18 protein-coding genes and 1 tRNA gene are annotated in these 22008 nt (G+C 60.7%); 11 read left to right on the top strand and 8 right to left on the bottom strand.

Annotated elements, in window-relative coordinates:
- From VGI36_18290 to VGI36_18260, 7 genes are all read right to left on the bottom strand, one after another.
- Positions 1-401 (bottom strand): hypothetical protein (locus VGI36_18290; protein ID HEY2487097.1); only part of this gene is annotated, 401 nt, incomplete at its 3' end.
- 590 nt (positions 402-991) lie between these two features.
- Positions 992-1067 (bottom strand) — tRNA-Asn (locus VGI36_18285).
- 87 nt (positions 1068-1154) lie between these two features.
- Positions 1155-1982 (bottom strand): hypothetical protein, encoded by an 828-nt coding sequence (locus VGI36_18280; GenBank protein HEY2487096.1) that lies wholly within the window; start codon positions 1980-1982, stop codon positions 1155-1157.
- A gap of 323 nt (positions 1983-2305) precedes the next feature.
- Positions 2306-2674: an RNA-binding protein gene (locus tag VGI36_18275; GenBank protein HEY2487095.1), complete on the bottom strand. Its 369-nt coding sequence runs from the start codon at positions 2672-2674 to the stop codon at positions 2306-2308.
- Between the two features lie 599 nt (positions 2675-3273).
- Positions 3274-4029, bottom strand: a complete 756-nt coding sequence (locus VGI36_18270; protein ID HEY2487094.1) for a hypothetical protein — start codon at positions 4027-4029, stop codon at positions 3274-3276.
- Complete coding sequence (locus tag VGI36_18265) at positions 4029-5150, bottom strand: LLM class flavin-dependent oxidoreductase (protein ID HEY2487093.1); 1122 nt, start codon at positions 5148-5150, stop codon at positions 4029-4031. The genes VGI36_18270 and VGI36_18265 overlap by 1 nt, the downstream gene beginning before the upstream one ends.
- A gap of 201 nt (positions 5151-5351) precedes the next feature.
- Positions 5352-6641 (bottom strand): MFS transporter, encoded by a 1290-nt coding sequence (locus VGI36_18260; GenBank protein HEY2487092.1) that lies wholly within the window; start codon positions 6639-6641, stop codon positions 5352-5354.
- A gap of 92 nt (positions 6642-6733) precedes the next feature.
- Between VGI36_18260 and VGI36_18255 the strand changes: the two genes are divergently transcribed.
- The 11 genes from VGI36_18255 to VGI36_18205 all read left to right on the top strand — a co-directional run bounded on the left by VGI36_18255 (position 6734) and on the right by VGI36_18205 (position 20554).
- Entirely contained in the window at positions 6734-7861 is a 1128-nt protein-coding gene (locus VGI36_18255) for an amidohydrolase family protein (GenBank protein ID HEY2487091.1), read from the top strand.
- Between the two features lie 274 nt (positions 7862-8135).
- A complete protein-coding gene (locus tag VGI36_18250) occupies positions 8136-8840 on the top strand; it encodes an NADH-quinone oxidoreductase subunit I (GenBank protein ID HEY2487090.1) in 705 nt (234 codons plus the stop codon).
- A 161-nt stretch (positions 8841-9001) separates the two neighbouring features.
- Positions 9002-9247 carry a hypothetical protein gene (locus VGI36_18245; protein ID HEY2487089.1) on the top strand — a complete coding sequence of 82 codons (246 nt, stop codon included), beginning with the start codon at positions 9002-9004 and terminating at the stop codon, positions 9245-9247.
- A 45-nt stretch (positions 9248-9292) separates the two neighbouring features.
- Complete coding sequence (gene thiC / locus VGI36_18240; GenBank protein ID HEY2487088.1) at positions 9293-10597, top strand: phosphomethylpyrimidine synthase ThiC; 1305 nt, start codon at positions 9293-9295, stop codon at positions 10595-10597.
- On the top strand, positions 10590-11063 hold the full coding sequence (locus tag VGI36_18235; protein HEY2487087.1) for a peroxiredoxin: 474 nt from the start codon (positions 10590-10592) through the stop codon (positions 11061-11063). The genes thiC and VGI36_18235 overlap by 8 nt, the downstream gene beginning before the upstream one ends.
- A gap of 90 nt (positions 11064-11153) precedes the next feature.
- The gene (gene moeB, locus VGI36_18230; protein HEY2487086.1) at positions 11154-12380 is read left to right on the top strand and encodes a molybdopterin-synthase adenylyltransferase MoeB; all 1227 of its coding nucleotides are present in this window, start codon (positions 11154-11156) and stop codon (positions 12378-12380) included.
- A 259-nt stretch (positions 12381-12639) separates the two neighbouring features.
- Positions 12640-13353 carry a histidine phosphatase family protein gene (locus tag VGI36_18225; GenBank protein HEY2487085.1) on the top strand — a complete coding sequence of 238 codons (714 nt, stop codon included), beginning with the start codon at positions 12640-12642 and terminating at the stop codon, positions 13351-13353.
- A 220-nt stretch (positions 13354-13573) separates the two neighbouring features.
- Complete coding sequence (locus VGI36_18220) at positions 13574-14254, top strand: TetR family transcriptional regulator (protein ID HEY2487084.1); 681 nt, start codon at positions 13574-13576, stop codon at positions 14252-14254.
- On the top strand, positions 14254-17442 hold the full coding sequence (locus VGI36_18215) for an efflux RND transporter permease subunit (protein ID HEY2487083.1): 3189 nt from the start codon (positions 14254-14256) through the stop codon (positions 17440-17442). The genes VGI36_18220 and VGI36_18215 overlap by 1 nt, the downstream gene beginning before the upstream one ends.
- Before the next feature lie 21 nt (positions 17443-17463).
- Positions 17464-18591, top strand: coding sequence for an efflux RND transporter periplasmic adaptor subunit (locus tag VGI36_18210; GenBank protein HEY2487082.1), 1128 nt, complete (start codon positions 17464-17466; stop codon positions 18589-18591).
- A 202-nt stretch (positions 18592-18793) separates the two neighbouring features.
- The gene (locus VGI36_18205; protein ID HEY2487081.1) at positions 18794-20554 is read left to right on the top strand and encodes a thiamine pyrophosphate-binding protein; all 1761 of its coding nucleotides are present in this window, start codon (positions 18794-18796) and stop codon (positions 20552-20554) included.
- Positions 20555-20591: 37 nt separating this feature from the next.
- Here the strand turns inward: VGI36_18205 and VGI36_18200 are convergent, their stop codons facing one another.
- Complete coding sequence (locus tag VGI36_18200) at positions 20592-21725, bottom strand: VWA domain-containing protein (protein ID HEY2487080.1); 1134 nt, start codon at positions 21723-21725, stop codon at positions 20592-20594.
- Positions 21726-22008: the final 283 nt, after the last annotated feature.

Genomic DNA, 22008 nt, shown 5'->3' with positions numbered 1-22008 from the left:
GACGGCAGATCCGCCTCGAAAATCGGTTCGAGTACCAGGACTGCCGCCATCTCCGCCACCCTGTCCCGAATGGCGGGTATCCCCAACGGTCGCTGTCCTCCGCCCGGCTTGGGTATATGAACGCGCCGGACCGGAAGTGGTTGATAGGTTCGGCTTTTCAGCTCCTGCGCCAGTTCGTCCCGCCACCGCTCCACCCCGTACGTCTCGATGTCCTCGAAGCTCTGGCCATCCACTCCCGCCGCACCGCCGTTGGCTTTGCAGCATTGGTAGGCGAATGCCAACACGTCTTCGCGATACACCTTGTCGTACAGTGCATAGAACCGGAACCCGGGCGCTTCCTTCGCTTTTGCGTGTAACGCGGTCTGCAACTTCTGAACACTTGCTGGGGTTGCTAGGCTCATCGCCAATCCTCGCTCCCTCGTCACTTCTCGCGTTCGCCTTCAACTGAGGCCCCTTTCCTCCACCGGCATTACCCGGCTTCTCCGGTAACTACGGGCCTCTCCGCCACCCCATACGGCCCAGCCTGACTCTCACGAGTCGCCGGTTGATCCAGTTATGATCACCGCTGGGGTTTCCCGTGTTGCGTCTGGTCCCCATTGCTTGCATGCCGTCGCCACTACCCCGGCAGGACCGATGAACCTCGTTCGCTCGTACCAGGTTCCATCGGCGTCGGCCTTCCCCGTTTGTGCGGCGGGTCGGCTCCTGCGTTGCCCGTTTCGGGGCCTGCTCAGCGTTTACTCGCGTTACGGCCTGCATGCTCACCGAGTCGCCATGCGACCCTCTTCATCGAAGGCTTCAACGGCTTCGTTTCCTCCACCGCTGCTTCGATTGTTACCGGGCGGAACGAACCAGTTCCCGGGCGGGACTTTCACCCGCTGTGGACCAGCGCCTTTTCACGGCGCACGCACAAAATTGGGCACAGTCGTCGGCGGACGAAAAGGCGCGTCTCCATTGAGCAATGAAAAAATGCAACGAATTCGAGGGCTTAGCTTGGCTCCCCGGGCCGGATTCGAACCAGCGACCCGACGGTTAACAGCCGTCTGCTCTACCGACTGAGCTACCGGGGAGCACTTCGCGCGATAGCAGAACTTCCTTCGTTATCGAGGTTGTGATCTCAAAGCAAGAGATGCAAGCAAACTCCGTTAGCACTTCGCCTATCGCGGCTTATGTAGGTTACGTTCCTGTGCCGCCGCCATCGCCTGCACCGTCTCCGCAACTGAGTTAGCAGGCACTAAACCCGCGAGTCCCTGGAAAGTCGAGCTCGCGCTTGCCGAGTTGGTCGACTCCAGAATCCCCCATAACACGAATCGCAATCCCGCTTGTACGAATACCGGTGCTCCGCTCGAAAAACCCGGGGTCAAACCTCCATCCATAAAGCACAATTGCTGAACGCCCGCGCCGGGCACCTCCGCTTCGAGTGGACGCGCTACCGACACGCGCCCAAAACGTGCCAATGCCTCGAAACGCCCTTTGTTCAGGCCCACACTCGCAGCGGTTAGATAGTAGGTCTGCGCTCCGGTTTCGGCCAACGCCGCCATCTCGGTTTCGGTCGCCACAATCGAGCCGAGCGGAATCGGCGCAATATTAGCGCCGACCGGACTGAACGGCACTGCGGCCACATCGACGGATTCGCCGCTGGGATCGAGCACCCATTTCGATTCCGGTGGCAATCCCTCCTCCCGGGTGATGCCCGTCTTGGCATCTTCGAACGTGAGCCCCAATCCCTCGGCCGGCTTGCCGTTCGAATCGAGGAGGTTGTGATGCGCCGTCACCAGGTACACGAACGAACGTCCCTCGAACACGTGACTGGGGACCGCCACGAAAAATGCCGTTCCGATGGGAACTTGCCTGCCTCCGCGATGGGCAACGATGCCCGCGACGTTACGCAGCGGCTGCGAGGAACTACCCTGCTCGGGCGACGCAAGCGCGGACACGGTGATCAGGAACATGGAGATCGCGATGGCAGTGATCGATCCGAACAAAGTTCGGCGCTGTTTTCTGCTGAATAGTTTGGCCTTTTGCACGGCGAAAGAAGATACCAAAGGCTGCAGCGCGAGTAAGCACCCTATTCGGGGTTTGTGCTGCGAGCGCAAGACCGGTTGGAGGAGATGCCTTGCGTCTCGTGGGTAGATTACAGCCGACGTTCAACCCTCCCGGAACGCCAACCCCGAGGAGGGCAGCGGCTTGATACGACTTCGACACGCCCGCGTCGAGTGCATACCGCAGCATGGGCTCCCGGGCGCACCAAAAAAAACGCGGCATGCCTACTGGGCCTGCCGCGCGGGTTGTAGAAACGCGATTACTGTTACCAGCGATCTCGGCGTCCGCCGCCTCCGCCGCCGCCACCACCGCGGCGACGATCGCCGCCCCGGCCACCACCGCCAAATCCGCCACCGCCGCCACCACCGCCGCCGCTGCGCGGACCACTTGAGGCGCGAGCCTCGTCCACCCGGATGCGCCGGCCTTTCAAATCAGTGTCGTTTAGAGTTTCGACGGCTCGAGTCGCTTCGGCAGGGTCGGACATTTCCACAAATCCGAACCCGCGGGACTGACCAGAGAACTTATCCGTCACGACGGTCGCAGTCTCGACTTTTCCCGCCTGCGCAAAATGCTGGGCGAGATCGTCATTGTTAACGGAGTAGGCAAGGTTGCCTACGTACAACTTTGTGGGCATAGAGAGCCCTCCTTACGGGCTTGGTCGGGCTGCTCCTAAACAGAAGACCCTGCGACGAGCGAGGCGGGATCTACGAGAAAGGCTGCGGTCCGAGCGTTTGTCCCAAAGCGAGAGTAGCTGCGAGCCAACGGCGAGTAAAGTAAAATTTCCAAACGCTAACGTTACAAGCAAATCTCTCAGAGCATAACGTTAGGCTTCAGACGTTTTTCGCTACCAAAGGTCGCAAAAAATCGCGGACGTAGGCATTCATTTGCTGCGGCTGCTCTTACCGTACAAGTGGTCCGACTCGGGGCGTATCGCAGCTCGAAATGATCGGGTGAACCGCTGCCTGCACGTTGTAGGTGAATTCTTTCCCAGCGCGAAATCTTGTTCACCTCAAGTCACCAGGGTCGGCTCTGTGACTGATATCCGGATTCGGGGAAACCAACGCAGCATCACGTACGGAGTCGCTTCGCCCAATGCGCATCTAGCGAGCGCTAAGGAGAGCCAGATGATCGATCGCCTCGGAGCTGGCACGAGAAGAATCCCCAGAGTGCGCAAACGCTCGCCGAATTCAGAATCCGGCTGAGGTCTGCGCAGTCTAGGACTTCCGCTCTGTCCTAGGCGGCGAGCTTGGTAGTGCCCTGCATCGCCGGAAGGTCCGGATTGCAGATGTACCGGATCTTGGGCAGCGTAATCTCGGCAACCGCGAAGCACGCCATGATCGGGTTCATCAACCGCAGGTGGCCGCTGGCGCCAAAGGCATCGACATCAAGTGCGACGAGGTTCGGCTTGCCCCGTTCCGCTTTTGAAAAGGTGTATTCGGGATCGACCTGCACCAAGACCATCTTCTGATCGTCGCGATTACGCGCCAGATGCATTGACGCAATGTACTGGATGTCGTTCCCCGAGATCATGTCTCGGTCCATCAGCTCTGCCTGAAGCACGGTTTTGCCGTTGAGCACCACCTTGCCCGCCACGCGGTCGTGACGTAGCACGAGGCTCACGTCGCCCGCGGCGACCGGGAAACCCCATCTCGAGCTCAGTTCCTTCCGCGCCGCCTCGCTGTCGCAGAAGCTCCGCAGCACGAAACCACGCGGACGCACACCGGTGCGTCCTGCAATGCGAACTTCCCCCATCGTGAACGCTCCGACGGGGCTCTCGGGTGCATGAGTGACATTGATTATCGCGTACGCTGGGATAGCGGGATGCATGGTCCGCGGAATCAGTGCGTCCGCCGGGTCATCGTCGATCTCAATGTGCAGTTCGAGGATCTCCGCGCCCTTGAGCTTCCACTCCTCGGTTTTATAACCGTTGATGGTGGAGGCCGCTTTGGCGTACTCGTTGACGTCCAAGGTTCCGAAACGCGGTGGCATCAACGGGCTCCTGCAGCAGCGGCAGCGGCTTCGGCCTGGCTCGGCTTCTTTTCGAAATGCGGCATCACTTCTTTCGCAAAGAGCCGCAGCGAATTGAGCACTTGATCCTGCGGGACAGTCTCGAGCGCGTTCAGCAAGAAATTGACGCGATCGACTCCGACCGACTCCCACTTCTTCAGCTCGCGCACCAACCGTTCCGGATTGCCGATCGCGATTCCCTCGGGCGCTCCCGAAGCATCGCCGGGTCCGGCGACATCGTGGCGCAGCGAGGGCAGCAATCCCAATGAGGGATACGACTTGGTGGGGTATGCTTCGCGCGCGGCGAGGAGCTGGGCGGCAAGATAGTTGAAAGTGCCGGTAAGTCGTAGCCCGGTCTTGACCGCAACGGCATCATCCTCATGGCAGTATAAGAAGTTGACCGTGGAAACCGCTTCGTTAATGAACTCCCCAACCGGTTCACAGGTCCTGATTATCTTGCGATAACGCTTAACCTTTTCTTCCTGCTCGGCGAAGCCGCCAAAGGTCAGTCCCAAGCTGCCCATACCCCGCTCGGCTGCGTCGATTTCGGTGCCAGGGCTGGTGACGGCGACCCACATTGGAGGATGTGGCTTTTGAAAAGGCTTCGGAACGATAGTGCGTTGCGGCATCGACCACGAGCGTCCTTGGTAGGAGTATCGTTCCTGGGTCCACATTTTGGGAAGGCAATGAACAAATTCATCCCAGGTCTTTTTGGTCTCATCCGGATTCGCGCGGAAGCCGCCCAGTTCGGTCCAGGTCGCAGACCGCCCGGTGCCGACATCGAGACGTCCCCCGGAAAGAATATCGAGCACGGCCGTGCGCTCCGCGATTTTGATCGGATGATTGAATTCGGGCACGCACACGACGATGCCATGTCCAACCCGCATCTTCTTGGTAACCATCGCACACGCGGTCAGGAACAGCTCCGGGGCCGGGCAATGGGAATACTCTTCCAGAAAATGATGCTCCACGGCCCAGACCGAATCGAATCCGAGTTCATCTGCGAGCTTCACCTGCTCCAGGCAGCGGTCGTAAACAACTTTTTCCGTGTCATTTCCCCACGGACGCGGAACCGAAATTTCGTAGAAAATGCCGAATTTCATGGGTACACCTCCAACGGGATGGCGCTCACCTTAATACCGGTCGTTTAGCGCAATCCGGCGACGAACGAAAGTCCTGTTCCTGGACGGTCGGTCAGTAACTATCGCGCCAGGCCGCCGCTTGGAGGCAAGGGTCGTGGCGAGAACAATCGCGGCGCGAACAACCCGAGAGGATCGCGTCGAATTAATGCCCGTGCCCCATTTTTAATGCAGATGCTCGGTAGCCGACAGCTCTGCAGCCGTCCGTTCGCTGCCCAGCAGGACCACGACCATGGCCGTCACCGTCACCACCGCCGCAGTTCCCGCCATCGCCGAGGCATATCCGAAACTTTCGGCCAACACCGCCTGTCCAAATGCCGCGAACGAGGCAAAGAAGACTCCTGATTGGTAAGCCAGGCCGGAAAAAAGCCCCCGCACCTGCGGTGGGGATAGTTCGGCCAGATGAGCGGGGACGATGCCCCACGCACCTTGCACCATAAACTGCATCAGAAAAGCACCGGCGGTCAGTAGCCCGAGCGAGCGCGAATAGATCCAGAACGGGATCAGCGCCGCCGCCAGTGCGAGCGCACTCGCCATGGCCGAACGCCGGCCCCAGCGATCCGAAAAATATCCAAATGCCAGGCCGCCCAATAACGCACCGACGTTAAAGATGACCGCGATCATCGCGACGGTGCGTGTGTCGAGTCCGCGCTGCTTCTGCAGAAAGGTCGGATAAAGGTCCTGCGTTCCATGCGAGACGAAATTCATCACCGTCATCAACACCACCAGGTATCCAAGCGGTGCGAGGTTCGATCTTATTGCTCGCACGACGTCGCGGGTGGTTGGACGCGTGCGTTCCCACGCCTGCGATTCCGGAACCTTGCTGCGTATATAAATCGTCAGAAGCGCGGGCAGACCGCCGATAAAGAACAGCGGGCGCCAGCCAAAGCGTGGAAAGACAAAGAAGAATGCAGCCGCCGCGAGTAGATACCCTACCGCGTAGCCTTCCTGCAGCAGCCCCGAAAAGAAGCCGCGCGAACCGGGGCCGACCGCTTCCATCGCGAGCGCCGCCCCTACTCCCCATTCACCGCCCATTCCAATCCCGTAGAGCGCCCGCAAGATAAGAAAGGTGCGATAGCTTGGCGCAAGACCACTCAGTACCTCGATGACGGAATAGAAGATGATATTGGCCATGAGTGGCCTGCGTCGGCCATATCTGTCGGCCAGCCAGCCGAACAGCACCGCCCCCAGCGGGCGCATTGCAAGTGTGGCGGTTATTGTGAACGCGATATCGGCAATTGATTTATGGAATTCCGCCGCAATCGCGGGCAGCGCGAACACCAACACGAAGAAATCAAAGGCATCGAGCGTCCATCCCAGGAAGGTCGCCGTGAGCGTGTGCGCCACAGCGCCGCGCGAAAGTCTGCTCTCAAGCGGTGCGGGGGGCTCGACTTCCCGGGATTCCATGGCGTGCAATGTGTAGCCGATGAAGCCTGGTGGCGAAAGACGGGGCATTCGGCGGGCGCAGTTCTTGAGTTTTCGCGGGGCCCCGCGCGATAAGTTGAATTGCGAAGGCAGGGTTAAAGCCGTGCCACGGAGGTCGCGACATGTACAACGGCATCAAGGTAATCGATGCTGACGGTCACGTGATGGAACCGAACGAACTCTATGATCAGTATCTCGATCCGAAATTCCGCGCCGACCTCGATGAGCTGAAACTCGTCGCTGAGAACCGCCGCTCCAAATGGTTCTTCGGCTTCTTTCATCAGCTCAACACGGGGCGGCCGCTTGGGGTTGCCGACATTGAGACGCCGCTGATGCGCACCGGACGCAAGCCCAAGGGCGAAACGCCAGATCCGCGCGGAGGCTTTGATCCGCACGTGCGCATCAAAGACATGGACCGCGAGGGAATCGACGTTGCGGTGATTTTTGCCACCGTGGTCTCGAGCTTCTGCGCGCTCAAGTCCGTCGATTTCGAAATCGCGATGATCCGTGCGTACCATCGATGGCTGGCGGACTACTGCGCGCCATACGCGGCGCGGCTGAAAGGCGTTGCGATCGTGCCGATGCGCAGTCCCGTGCAGGCGGCCGAGGAAATCCGCCGCGTTGCGAGAGAACCCTGGTGCGTGGGCATCTATCTTTCCTCGCATATGGAAAGCAAGCTGCTTGATCATCCCGCGTTCCATCCGATTTGGCAGGCCTGCGTCGAGACCGACCTGCCCACCTGCTTTCACGGCGGCACCGCGCGTCCCCCTTATGGGCTGGGTACGTTCGAGATGGGCAACAATCTTTTCATTCAACATTCCGCGACCAATCCATTTGAGGTGATGCGCGGTATCGCATCTTTCATCGGTGGCGGCGTGCTCGATCTGTTTCCGAAGTTGCGCTGCGCGTTTCTAGAAGCCGGCGTTGGATGGCTTCCGTTCTGGATGGAGCGTCTCGATGAGCACTACGAGTTGATGCCCGAGTATGTGCCGAACCTGAAGCGCAGGCCGTCCGAAGTCATGCAATCGGAAAATTTCTTCATCTCCTGCGATCCTGACGAAGAGACCCTCCCCTATGTCGCCGAGCGTGTTGGCGCAAGCCACATCCTCTACGCATCCGACTATCCGCACTTTGACGGCCGCTTTCCCAACACCGTCAAGTTAACTGCGGGGCGGAGCGAATTCTCCCCGGAGATCCAGCGCAAAATTCTCGCGGACAACCCGGCGCGCTTATATAGGAGGCTCCGCTAGATCCACCTTTTATTCGTCGCCGGGTCGTGCAGATTCTAAAAGGACGGCCCCGCGACCCTGGGGCCTACTCATTTGCAACCGAATGCGCCCGCATGAAGTTGACTTGAATTTCTCACTGCGAGCCAGTGCAAGCGCGCTTTCTCTTCAAACCCAATCTTGACTGCTCTTATTTACGAAACCTATAGTGGCGGCAAATAGGCTGCCGCATTGCACCGCTCCTGCCATCGCGGTCAGAACTCCCGATCCGAGAAGGAATCTACGCTGATTCAGTGAGATGAAACGACGCGAGGAAATGACCTTCTGGGAGAAGATTTACCTCCCTGAAATTCTGAAGGGTCTCGCCATAACCAGCTATCATCTTACGCGCAACCTAGTGTTGAATACCGCGCACGTGTTCGGCCTGGCCAAGGCGCGCCGGGCCTACACGACCGTTCAGTATCCCGAGGATCGCAAGCACTACCCCGACCACTTTCGCGGCAGCCACCGCCTAACCATTCGCGAGGACGGCGCGGTACGCTGCACCGCCTGCTACCTTTGTGCGACGGCCTGCCCCGCGCAGTGCATATACATAGAGGCTGGCGAATCGCCCGATCCGCAGGTCGAGAAGTTCCCGGTCCGCTACGAAATCGACACTTTGCGCTGCATCTACTGCGGCCTGTGCGTGGAGGCCTGCCCGTGCGACGCGATCCGCATGGACACCTACGTACATCCGCGCATCTGGGGTTTCGACCGGCAGGATTTTGTCGAAACCAAGGAGATGCTGATGCACCGCTCGCGGGTGCTGGCAGAAAAAGGCCGCGACGGCAACATGCAAGAGATGCTCGCCTGGTATCGCGAACAGGAAGCACAGGTCTATAACCCCGAGCGCCCCGAGCTCAAGACCTACACCGAGCGCGATCGACCCAAGCAGTACGCCGACCCCGAGCCGTCGCCCGAGCTTCCCGCGCTCGATCGCCACCAAGACCGAAGCGCGCGATAGCTTCGCGACAGAAAAATGGGAGTCTGCCGCAAAACCCGACTATTCTGCGGAATCGCGCCCACAATAGATCGGCGCGTTCCCTCCGTTCTCCCCTGCAGGGTGAGACTACCGAACGGTGAGTCGGTTGCGAAAATCTCGTTTCGCAACCGCGCCAAACTATCATGACCCGAGCGACCATCGCGCTGACCATCGCCGGTCTGGCGATCCTGTTTGTCGCGTATGCGAAAGGCGTCGGTGTCATCCACGGGGGTAGCGTGGTTGCACACATGTACTGGGCAACTGCCGCGATGCTGATGCTGGCACTGGCAAACTTTATTGCGATAGCACATCTGGCGCGCTCCGAGCGGATGATCCAGGAGCTGCGCGCCCTTTGCGAAAAGCATGGCATCGCTTATGGTGAGGACTAGAATCAGTGGTTGACGCGGGCGCAATGCGTCTGCGGAGGTACTGCGATGACCCAGATTGAAGCGGCACGTAAGGGAAACATCACCCGCGAGATGACCGAGGTCGCCGAAGATGAAGGGATGGCTACCGAGGAGATCCGCGCGCTGGTCGCCACCGGACAGGTGGTAATTCCTCACAATCGGCACCACGAGTTCCGCGCTATCGGAATCGGCAAAAATCTCCGCACCAAGGTTAACGCCAACCTGGGCGCTTCGAATTTCCATCAATTGCTCGGCGAGGAGATCGAAAAGCTCTACACCGCGGTGCGCTATGGAGCCGACTCGGTCATGGATCTCTCCACCGGCACCGATCTCGACAAGATTCGCGGCGAAATCCTGTCCCGCTGCTCGGTGATTCTCGGCACGGTGCCGATCTATCAGCTCGCCTCCGAGCGCTCGATCATGGATATGGATGCCGCGTTCTTTCTCGAGGTCATCGAGCGACAGGCGCGTCAGGGCGTCGACTACATGACGCTCCACTGCGGGGTCACCCGTGACAGCGTCAAAATGCTGCGCGCGCATCAGCGCATTGAGGGCATCGTTTCACGCGGCGGCGCGCTGCTGGCCTCGTGGATCGAACGCACCGGCAACGAGAATCCGCTCTACGAACATTACGACGAAGTATGCGCGATCCTCCGCGAACATGACGTGACGATTTCGCTGGGCGACGGCTTGCGCCCGGGCGCGACCGGTGATGCGACCGATCGCGGGCAGCTCGCAGAGCTGCTGGTGCTGGGCGAGTTGACCGATCGCGCGCGCGCCAGCGGCGTACAGGTCATGATCGAGGGGCCCGGGCACGTGCCGCTCGATCAGATCGAGGCCAACGTGCAGCTGGAAAAGCGGGTCTGCTCGGGCGCGCCCTTTTACGTGCTGGGACCGCTTACCTGCGACGTCGCTCCCGGCTACGACCATATTACGGGCGCGATCGGCGGCGCGATCGCGTCGGCCGCGGGGACCGACTTTCTCTGCTACGTGACGCCGGCCGAGCACTTACGACTGCCCGATATGGATGACGTGCGCGAGGGCGTCATCGCGACCCGCATCGCGGCCCACTCCGGCGACCTCGTCAAGGGTGTCCGCGCGGCCAAGGTCTGGAATGACGAGATGTCGCGCTATCGCAAGGCGCTCAACTGGGAAGGCATGTACGCAATGGCGATGGATCCGGACAAGGCGCGTCGTTACAAGGAAGAAAGCGAGGCCGCGGGGTCCAACGTGTGCAGCATGTGCGGATCGCTCTGCTCGATCAACGTCGACAACGCGGCCATCAAGTTCACGCGCAGGCGCGCGGTGGCCGAGGCCGCGGCACATGCCTGAGGGTCGCGAAACGGTCGAGGCGGCTCTGCAATTCGAGCTGCGCGACCAGCGTGGAGAGTTGCGCCGGCTTGCGGACCTGTGCGGCAAAAATCTGGTTGTCTATTTCTATCCGATGGATGACACGCCCGGGTGTACGGTCGAAGGCAAGGAATTCCGCGATCTTTTCGAGCAGTTCGAGGCACTCGATACCGTCATTGTCGGCGTGAGCACCGACTCGGTCGAGCGGCATCACGCGTTTGCCGAGAAACATGCGTTTCCGTTCATCCTTCTGGCCGACACCGATGGCGCTCTCGCGGACGCTTTCGGAGTCTTCAGCGACGGTCTGGCGGCGCGCTCAACTTTTGTTCTCGATCACAACCTTCATGTCCGTCGAACCTTTCACGAGGTAACCCCGCGCGGTCACGCGCAAAATGTCCTTAATTTCCTGCGCACTCTGGTGGAATCCTACCGGATGCTCGGCGGCTGACTGCGGCCGAACCGCCGGCCGGCAGACACGCTTCACGATGGTTATTAATGTAGAATGAATCCTCCGCCCGACGGCGGATCGGTGAATCTTATGGCGAAGACATCCAAAAGTATCCTCGACGAGGCACGCTCACAGATTAAGCAGATTGATATAGATGAAGCGCGCCGAATGATAGAAAAGCCGGGCACCGTCCTTATCGACGTGCGCGAGCCCGACGAATGGCGGCAGGGCCATATTTCCAACGCGGTCGGAATCTCGCGAGGCTTTCTGGAACTTCGGATCGAGGAAAAGGTCCCCGACCACAAGACCCCGATTATCGTGCAGTGCGCATCGGGCACCCGATCTCTGCTCGCCGCGCGCACCCTGCGCGAGCTGGGCTACGAAAACGTTTACAATCTCACCGGCGGTTTCAACGCTTGGAAAGATCGCGGATTGCCCTGGGTCGCAGACAAGCAGTTCAGTGCGGAAGAATTGACCCGCTATTCACGCCATTTCGTAATTCCCGAGGTTGGCGAAAAGGGCCAGGCCAAGTTGCTCGATTCCAAGGTCTTGCTGCTGGGAACCGGCGCGCTCGGCTCACCTTCTTCACTCTATCTGGCGGCCGCAGGGGTGGGCACCATCGGGCTCGTCGACTTTGATGTGGTCGACCTGTCGAACCTTCAGCGTCAAATCGTACACACCGCCGACCGGATTGGGATGCTCAAGACCGAGTCCGCGCAGAAGCAAATCAACGCCCTGAATCCCGGCATCAAGGTAATCCGCCACGATGTGCGACTCACGTCTGACAACGTGATGGAGATAATTGCACCCTACGACGTGATCGTTAATTGCGGTGACAACTTCCCCACCCGCTATCTCATCAACGATGCGTGCGTGCTCGCCAAGAAACCGCTGGTCGATGGCGCGATCTTCCGATTCGAAGGCCAGGCCACCGTCTATCACACCGCCAAGGGCGGACCGTGCTATCGATGCCTCTATCCGGAGCCCGCGCCGCCCGACATGGCGCCGTCGTGCGCCGAGGCGGGAGTGCTGGGCGCGCTGCCGGGATTGATCGGATCGATCGAGGCGCTGGAAGCCATCAAGTTGCTGCTCGACGCAGGCCATCCGCTGATCGGGAAGATGGTGTATTTCGACACGTTGTCCGACCGCGACTATGTGCGAATTCTGAAGATTCGCAAGGACCCAAACTGCCCGGTATGCAGTGAGCATCCGACCCAGAAGGGACTCATCGATTACGAGGCATTCTGCGGACTTGCCCCGACCAACGGCTCCGGCACCGAGGCCCATGCCACGGTAAGCGCAGCCGCCGCCCGCTAGTTGTGAACCTGTAATGGATCGGCCACAAGGTCGCCGCCCGCAAAGCGGCGGCCTTTTTTTGTGGCCCCGCTGTCCCAGGGCACTCTCCTTGTCCAAGGGGGCACTAAGGGTCAGGTGCGGGCTGCTGAGGCCTAGAGAACCACTGCTGGTCGATCTTTGGTCCGAGGCGAAGTTCTGTCCACAGGCGCACTTCTCTGATAGCACCACTCGCGAACCTTCCTCTTGGACAAAAGCACGGAAGATAAGGAACAATCCAACCATGGCGCTAGGTCCATTCTACGTAGCGGAAAAACTCACCCAGTCCGGTGGAATCAGAGGCGTCGCACTTTTGATGCGCCACGGCGAGACACCATGGAACCGCGAAGGTCGCGTGATGGGCAAGAGTCCCATCGAGCTCGACGAAGCAGGTCGACGCCAGGTGGAGTCGGCTATCCCTCTCGCCCGTGAACTCGCCCCGAACCTGATTGTGTCCAGCCCCCTGGCCCGCGCGCGTCAGTCGGCCGAGATTATCGGTCACGGAGTCGGCATCGCCGAGATCATCGAGGATCCGCGTCTGTCCGAGGTCGAGTACGGCCGCTGGGAAGGCATGGTCTATGACGATCTGCTAAGGGACGCGCACTACATCCACTACCGCGAGCGCCCCCTCGATGAGCCCACCCCGGGCGGCGAGACCATGTACCACGTGCAGGCGCGAGGCGTCGATGCGGTCCGTCACACGATTGCCGCCAATCGGGGCAAACGCGTTCTGTTCGTGTCGCACGGGGATATCATTCGCACCGTGCTGTGCTACTTCATGAGGCTGGGCCTCGAAAACTTTCGACGGATCCGAATCGATAACGCAACTTTTTTTGGAATTCAGATCGCCGGCGACTTCGCCGAAATAAAATTCCTGAACCTGACCTCCGACCCGGCGCGCGTGTTTCAGTCTCCGTTCAAAACAAGGGGTAACTCGAACACTTCGCAGGCACCCTAAATTCCACGGGTTCTCAAGACTCCCTCGCTCGGGAAGCAGGAACTGGCACCGCCGAGGGACCGGTTGCACACACGCCGAGGGGACTAGGATCGTTCCCGGAATTTCAGCGTCCACGGTCCCTCCGCTCATTCCTTTGACTCCTTGCGCTTCCTGGCCTACAAGTAACCAATCAGTTACAGCCCGCGGGTTTATGGTCTCGCGGCGACGTGGAGTGTCAGTCATGGCGCGCAGACGGCCGACGACTCCTTTCAAGCGCGACTCCGCTCGCAGCCGAGAGAGAATTCTGGCGGCTGCCCTGCGTGAGTTCTCGGAACGTGGCTTGGCAGGCGCGCGGGTCGACCGCATCGCGCAGCGTGCGCGGATCAACAAGCGCATGCTCTACAGCTATTTCGGCGCGAAGAACGAACTTTATCGCGAGGTGATGCGCAGGCGGTTTGCCCTGCGCGCCGCACAACTGGACCTCGCCACCTACACAGCGCCCGAGGAGTCAACCGCGTTCTGGTTTCAGTTCGGATGCCGCGATCGGGCCTGGGTGCGCCTGATGGAGTGGGAGGCCCTGGACGCGACCGCGACCCGAATGATCGCGCGCTCGCAGCGCAAGCGCTGTTACGACCGTGCAATCGATCAGTTTGCCGGGTTCCAACGTACGCGCCAGTTGCCCTCGGATCTGGATCCACGCCTGTTACTGCTTTCCAACATGGCGCTTACCACCTTCCCGCTTGCTTTTCCGCAGCTCACCAGGCTGATAACCGGCGCGTCGCCCGGAGATTCGCGCTTCCAGGCACGGTGGACCGCATTTGTCCGGGCCATGATTCGCCATCTCAAGCCCGTGGCGCCGCCGGTCTTCGAAGGCCGGCGCAAAGCGTCGCGCCGGTACGCGAGCCCAGGAGCGCGCGTCTAATGTGGATCGTCCAACTAGCCCTGCGTCGACCGGTCACGGTCGCAGTGATGTCGGCCCTGATGCTGCTGCTCGGCATCGTGTCACTGGGCCGAATGAACTTCGACATCTTCCCCGCCATCGATATGCCACTCGTGAACATGGTCTGGAACTACCCCGGACTGTCTGCCGAGGAAATGGAACAGCGCGTCGTCAACATCAGCGAGCGCGCGGCTTCGACGACGGTCAACGGGGTCGATCACATCGAGTCGATCTCGTACAACGGCATCGGTCTCCTGAAATTCTATTTCCAGAGCGGGTCGGATACCGGACTGGCGATCGCGCAGCTCGCCGCGGTCTGCGAAGCGATCAAAAATATCCTGCCACCTGGAATCAGCCCGCCGAGCGTCATCGACTACAACGCGACCAACGTGCCGATCGCGTTTCTCGTGTTTTCGAGCGACACCTTGTCGCAGCGACAGCTTTACGACTTCGGGTTCAACTTCGCCGGCCTGTTCCTGTTCACCATTCCCGGCCTCTCCTCCCCGGCCCCTTTCGGCGGAACTTCACGCTCGGTGATGGTGAATATCGACCCGTCGCGAATGTACGCGCGCGGAGTGTCGCCGCAGGATGTGGTCACCGCGCTGCTGAATCAGAATGTCATCATTCCCGGCGGCACCGCCAAGATCGGCAACGTTGAATATAACGTGGTGCTCAACGGCAGCCCCTCCACCGTCGATGACCTCAACCGCCTCCCGATCAGGGAACTCAATGGTGCGCCGGTTTATATCGGCGATGTCGCTAAGGTTAGCGACAGCCATGCCGTCCAGAACGACATCGTACGCGTTAACGGAAAGCTCTCTACCTACCGGCTCATCCTGAAACACCCCTCCGCGTCCACGCTTACCGTGGTCGATGCGGTCCGGCAGGCGCTCGCTCCGATGATGGCGATCGCCCCGCCCGGGCTTACGGCGGAGCTAGCATTCGACCAGTCGGTGTTCGTCCGGCGCGCCCTGCGCGACGTGCTCCAGGAAGGAACCCTGGCTGCAGCGTTGGTCGGCCTGATGACGCTGCTGTTCCTGGGCTCCTGGCGCAGCACGATTATCGTCATCACTTCGATCCCACTGGCCATCCTGACGTCGATTGTCGGACTCAAGCTTTCTGGACAGACGATCAACCTGATGACGCTCGGCGGACTCTCGCTGGCGGTGGGAATGCTGGTCGATGACGCGACCGTGGAAGTGGAAAACATTCATCGCAATCACGCCATGGGCAAACCGCTCGGCGTTGCGATTCTCGACGGCGCCCGGCAGATCGCGGTTCCCGCGTTCATTGGAACGCTGTCGATCTGCATCGTGTTCTCTCCGGTCGTCGCTCTCACCGGCGTGGCCCGGTTCCTGTTCACCCCGCTCGCTCTGGCGGTGGTGTACGCGATGCTCGCCTCGTACCTGCTCTCGCGCACCTTGGTGCCCAGCATGGCGCTACATCTGCTCACCGAAGAGCATCACGAAAACCGGGCGGGGGGCCTTCTCGGCACTCTGACCACCCGCTTCGAACAGGGCTTCGAGCGGATGCGCGAACGCTATCGGCGCGGGCTGATGAGTGTCATGGCGCATCGCGGGTTCACGCTTGGATGCATTTCCATCTTGGTGCTCGCTTCGATGGTGTTGTTACGGATCGTGGGCGAGGATTTCTTTCCGACCGTCGACAGCGGCATGATTCGGCTCCACGTTCGGGTCCCGGTCGGTACCCGGCTGGAAGAGAGTTCGCGAATCCTGGACAAGGTCGAAAACGAGATTCGCAGCATCATCCCGCCAGATCAGCTCAAGCTGATGACCGATCACGTCGGGTTGCCGGTGTACTGGGCGTTGCTGTTCTACCAGACCGATACGCTGGGTCCGCAGGATGCGGACCTGCAGATACAATTGAGCGAGAATCACGCCCCCAGCGGCAAATACACCAGGGCCATCCTGGACCGGGTGCGCGCCAAGTTTCCCCAGTTGATCATTTATCCACAAGCCGCCGACATCGTGAGCCAGGTGCTGAGCTTCGGCCTTTCCGCGCCGATTGATGTTCAAATCACCGGCCGCGATCTCAATGCATCCTTTGCCCTCGCCGGGAAGCTCAAGAATGAAATTGAGACCATCCCCGGCGCTGCCAACACCCGGATAGCACAGGTATTGGACTACCCGACCCTCCGCGTGCAGGTCGACCGGGACAAGGCGCTCGAGCTCGGCCTTACACAGCATGATGTCACCACCAGTGTGCTGACCTCGCTGAGTTCGAGCTCGGTCATCGCACCGAATCAGTGGCTCGATCTGCGCAGCGGTGTGAATTATTCGGTATCGGTCCAGACACCGCAGCATATCGTCGACTCGATCCAGGCCATCGGTCGTACCCCGCTGACTCCATCGATAGTCGACGGCGCCCCGCCCGCGCCGCAGTTTCTTGCCAACCTCGCAAACATCCGCCACGAGGTACAGGCGCAGGGGATCAATCACTACACCGTGCAGCGGGTTCTGGACGTCAACTGCGACGTGGAAGGCCGCGACCTCGGCAGCGTGAGCGCCGCCGTCCAGCGCAAGGTCGACGAACTCAAGGACGTGCCGCGCGGTACCACCGTGAAGATCCTCGGGCAGAGCGAAGCAATGCATGCCTCGTTCGGAAGCATGGGTGCAGGGCTGCTGCTGGCGATCGTGCTCGTTTACCTGCTGATGGCAACGAATTTCCAGTCCTGGCTCGACCCATTCATCATCATGATGGCAGTCCCGGGCGCGCTGGCCGGGGTGCTGTGGATGCTGATCGCCACCCGGACCACGCTGAACGTCGAATCGTTGATGGGAACGATCATGGCGGTGGGGGTTGGAGTCGCTAACGGAAATCTGCTGATTACCTTCGCTGACGATTTGCGCAGTCAGGGCAAGAATGCGATGGAGGCGGCCATCGAGGCCGCGACGGTGCGGATGCGTCCGGTCTTGATGACAGCGCTGGCGATGATTCTCGGCATGCTACCGATGTCGCTGGCGCTAGGCGCGGGCGGCGAGCAGAACGCGCCGCTTGGGCGCGCGGTGATCGGAGGATTAATCGCGGCGACCGCGATGACCCTGTTCGTGGTACCTGCGGTATACTCGCTGTTTACCGGCAAACACCTCGGGAAGCGCGAACGCGACGCCATAATCGGCGCCATGGTCGAGCAGGCAGAGAAGGACTGAGGCGGACGACGGAAGGCGACTATGAGCGAAACTACCGGTCACACTCAACCCGGTTCGGGCGCCCTCTTCTACTTCGGCTGGTTTGCGTCCGTGGTCGTGGTCCTGGTCGCGTTGGCCGGTCTGGTACTCGCACGCGAAGTGTGGATTCGCCGCCAGACCAGCGCGCTGGAACAAGAGGAGCGGCGCGGCCCGTTGGTTCTGACCGTGCCGGTGCAGCAGGTGGCGCTCAACCGAAGTCTCACCTTTCCGGCCGATGTGCACGGCTTTTTCGAAAGCCCGATCTACCCGAAGGTCTCCGGCTACATCAAAACCGTCCTGGTCGACAAGGGCGCGCGGGTCAAGAAAGACCAGCTGCTGGCGGTGCTCGTTTCACCGGAACTCGACCAACAGGTGGCCGACGCCCAGGCCGCTTACCGAATCGCGGGGCTCACCGACGGCCGCTACCAAAACCTGGCGGCGCAGCACGTGATGCCTCAGGAGCAGGCCGATGAGTCGCACGCGACCCTGCTGTCGGCTGAGGCCAAGTGGAAGTCGCTGCTCGCACAAAAGGCGTATGAACGCGTACTCTCGCCATACGACGGCATCATAACCGAGCGGCACCTTGACCCGGGGGCTTTGGTCGCGATGGCGACCGCCCAGGACAGCGAGCAGGCAATCTTTCGGATGGCCACCCTGAAACCGCTGCGAGTTTACGTGCACATGCCGCAGGATGACGCTGCATTTGTCAGGGACGGTAATCCCGCAAGTATCACCGTGAGTCAACTCCCAGGACGGACTTTCAGCGGTGCCGTCACCCGGCATCCCGAAGCCTTGATGAACGACTCGCGCACAATGCTGGTCGAAGTCGATCTCCCCAACGATGATCTGCTCCTGCTCCCCGGCATGTACGCGCACGTCGAGATCGCCGTCACTGGCTCGTCCGGAACTCTCCTGGTTCCCGATGACGCGCTCGTGTTCAGCAATGGCAAGGTCTACGTGCCGACCGTCAAGGACAACCGCATCCGCTTGGCCGAAGTGGCACTGGGACAGGACGACGGTATCCACTGCCAGGTCGTCCACGGACTTGAGGGTAACGAAATGGTCGCTATCAACCTGGGCCAGGCCGCGCACGACGGCGAACTGGTCCGCCCTGAGCTGGCCAGCCAATAGACCGGTCTTCCCGAGCAATCCGAAGCGGACCGGCACGAGGCGCCATCTCTCCCGAAATAGTTCTGAGCCGCCTCGCTTTTCGTATTTGCGTCGTGCTCTTCCGATCAGGAGTAGGTCGTCCTTCAGCGAACCTTTATCAAAGGCGCGTTTGCCGGTCTCAACGACACCGACCTAAAATCACTGCGGAGCGGAGGTAAACATCATGGCAAAAATCGATGGCGGGGAAATGATCGTCCGCGCCCTGGAGCGCGAAGGAGTTCACGAAGTTTTTACGCTCCATGGTGGACATCTAGATGCGATTTACGCTGCTTGCATGCGCCATGGCTTCCGCGTGATCGACACTCGTCACGAACAGGCGGCCGCGCATATGGCTGACGGTTGGGCGCGCACGACCGGCCGCCCGGGGGTCGCCATCGTCACCGCGGGCCCCGGCGTCACCGACGCCGTCACCGGCGTGGCCAATGCATTCATGGACTCGATTCCGATGATACTGATCGGCGGACGCAGTCCTCTTTCCGACGATGACCGCCTGCCGCTCCAGGCGGTGGACCAGATGGGAATCATGCGTCCCATCACCAAGTGGGCGCGTTCGGTAACTCACACCGATCGAATTCCCGAATACGTCGCGGCCGCGTTCCGCCATGCGATCTCAGGACGGCCGGGACCAGTGTTTCTCGAGCTTCCGATCGACGTGCTCTTCTCGCGCAGCGAGGAAGAAATCGTAAAGTTTCCGGAAAAGTACCGCCCGCAATCCGTGCCCGGTCCTTCGCGCGCAGCGCTACGCCAAGCTCTCGATTGGCTCAAGGAAGCCAAGCGCCCCGCCATCTTCGCGGGGGGCGGAGTCTGGTTCTCGCAGGCGGCCGAAGAACTAGTCCAGTTTGCGGAACTCACGCACACTCCGGTGATGACCAACTCCAAAGCGCGTGGTTCCATTCCTGAAGATCACAGGCTCTCGTTCGGCGGGTTCGGCGCCATCCACCCGGGGGTTCACGCCAAGACCGGGGGCAGCGCCGATTTGGTCCTCATGCTTGGCACCCGAATCGGACTTTTTACCGGCGGCCGGAACTCGGTAATTCCCGCCGACGCGCGCGTGGTTCAGGTCGATATCGAGCCGGAGGAAATCGGGCGCAATCGCGATATCGAGCTCGGCATTGTGGCCGACTGCGGAGAGTTCCTTCGCGACGCGATCGACGCGATAAAGGGACAGAAGTTCGACGAGCATTCTGAATGGCGCGAACGGCTCCGCGCCGTCCGCAACGGGGGACAGCATCGTTTTGATGAAGCGCTGAAGCCCGCGGCCGGACCGATTCATCCCGCCCGCATGGCGCACGAAATTGCGAAACTGCTCGACCCGAACGCGATCGTGGTCGCCGATGGTGGTGAGACCGCGGCGTGGATGGGGAATGCGTGGACCGCGCGGCACCCCGGGCGCTTTCTCAGCCATGGATACCTGGGGTGTCTGGGCGTAGGACTTCCCTTTGCGATGGCGGCCAAGGCCGCACATCCGGATGAGCAGGTGTTCTGCATCGTCGGCGACGGATCGGCGGGCCTCAACTTTTCAGAATTTCACACCGCGGCCAAAAACAATCTGCCGATTACCGTGGTGGTCAATAACGACAAGCAATGGGGCATGTCAAAGCACGGGCAGGAACTCATGTGGGGCAAGGGCCAGCACATGGCAACCGAGCTTGGGATGGTGCACTACGAGCGCGCGGCAGAAGGACTGGGCGCGCATGGCGAACTGGTCGAACGCGCCGAAGAGATAGCGCCCGCGATGAAGCGCGCCCTTGGGTGCGGCCGCGTCGCGTGTGTCAACATCGTCACCGATCCAGATGTGATCGAGCCAGGGACACTGGCGCTCTATAGTGCGGCGTCGGCGCGGCCCCGAAAAGAGGAGCCCGCTCTAGAGAAACCGGCGGAGGGCACCACGCTGCCGTACTACGGCAAGCGCAAGCTGGATTGATTCCTCCACCCGTGAGGCAGGCGTTTTCGGGAGAGCGCTAGGGAACCGGCGCGCCCGGCGGTCCGGCGGCGTATGCCGCGGGGCCTCCAACTTCCACGCCTTTGCGCACGCGTACGGTGTCATCGGGATGTGTTGTGGAGTCGACGCGCACGCCGCGATAGCCTCCGGCACTCGCATCCGGAGCGACGAATCCCAAGGTATACTGCTCGCGTAGTTCAAGACTGATCTGCTGGCAGGCCTTCCTCAGCGCGGCGCCGTCACCGACCTGGCGTATGACGTAGGTTTTGGCGCCGGTTTCGGTCGAAAGAGTGTGCAGGGTCTGGGCGTCGACCCGCTCGATGCCGCCGCCGCCGATCGCGAAGGGTCCAATCACGATGCTGGGCAGCTCTTTGGCATTTGGATCGCCGATTCCGATCGAGTACACGAGCACGCCCATTTTTTTGGCGAGCGTGATGACTTCATCCACCTGCGCGCGGCTGGTGTTGTCCATGCCGTCGGTGACCACCAGCAACGCACGCTTGTCATAGCGCCCGGTCATGACCATCCGCAGTCCCTGGATAATTGCATCGAACAGAGCGGTCTGGCCATTCGCGTAAAGGATCATGAGCTTGTTGGCTACGCGCTCGTGATCGGTGGTGAAGGGTTGCAACAGATAGGGACGGCTTGAAAAAGCGAAAAGAAACACGTCGTCGTGCGGGTTCAAGGCGTCGAGAAAATCCGCGATCGCAAGCCGCGCCTGGGGAATCTTCGGTTGCATGCTTCCCGAGGTGTCCACCAGTATCCCGATCGAGACCGGAGTATTCAGGTCCTGCCGGAAGAATTCTATTGGACGCTGCTGTCCATCGAGGTAGAGCTTGAAGTCATCCTTCTGAAGGCCGGTGACGTAGCTTCCGTTGGAATCGGTAACCGTCACGGTGACCTGCGCGTAGCCGGGCTGCTCCCGCAGCTGCGGGGTCGGAATGGTCAGTTCCTGTCCCTGCTGAGGTCCGGGAACGGTGGGCGTGATATTCAGCGCGCCACCCTGATGGGAGGGTGTCGTCGGCAGTTCCAGCGTCGAGCTTTGTGACCCTTGATTGCCCGGAATAACCAGGGACGGAGGGCTCGAACCTTGCCCGGCCCAAGGCCCGCCCGGCCCGACGAACACCGCAGCCGCCACGAGAACCGCGAACAAAGTAGCGAACCGCAGATGCCTTCGGTCTATTAGCATATTGGCTTCATGCTCTCATCAAACCAGGGCTTTGATTCGATCTTCCTATTTGCCGCGCCATCACACAAGCACGATGGTGTAACGCCCCGATAGTTTAGACGGCACTCCGAGCAGAAGGCTTCAATCGTCGTTTGCGCACATCCCTGGCTGGCGTGAGCGCGGTGGGGGAAAAGAGGCCGGATCAAGTGGGTCCGGATCCGCAAGCGGCTGGAAATCCCGACCCGGTGTTCGGGAGCTGGTGGCCCTA

It is taken from the genome of Candidatus Binataceae bacterium, assembly GCA_036495685.1.
GTDB lineage: Bacteria > Desulfobacterota > Binatia > Binatales > Binataceae > JAFAHS01.
Note: the sequence above shows the minus strand (reverse complement) of the source record. Positions and strands in the feature narration are given on the sequence as shown.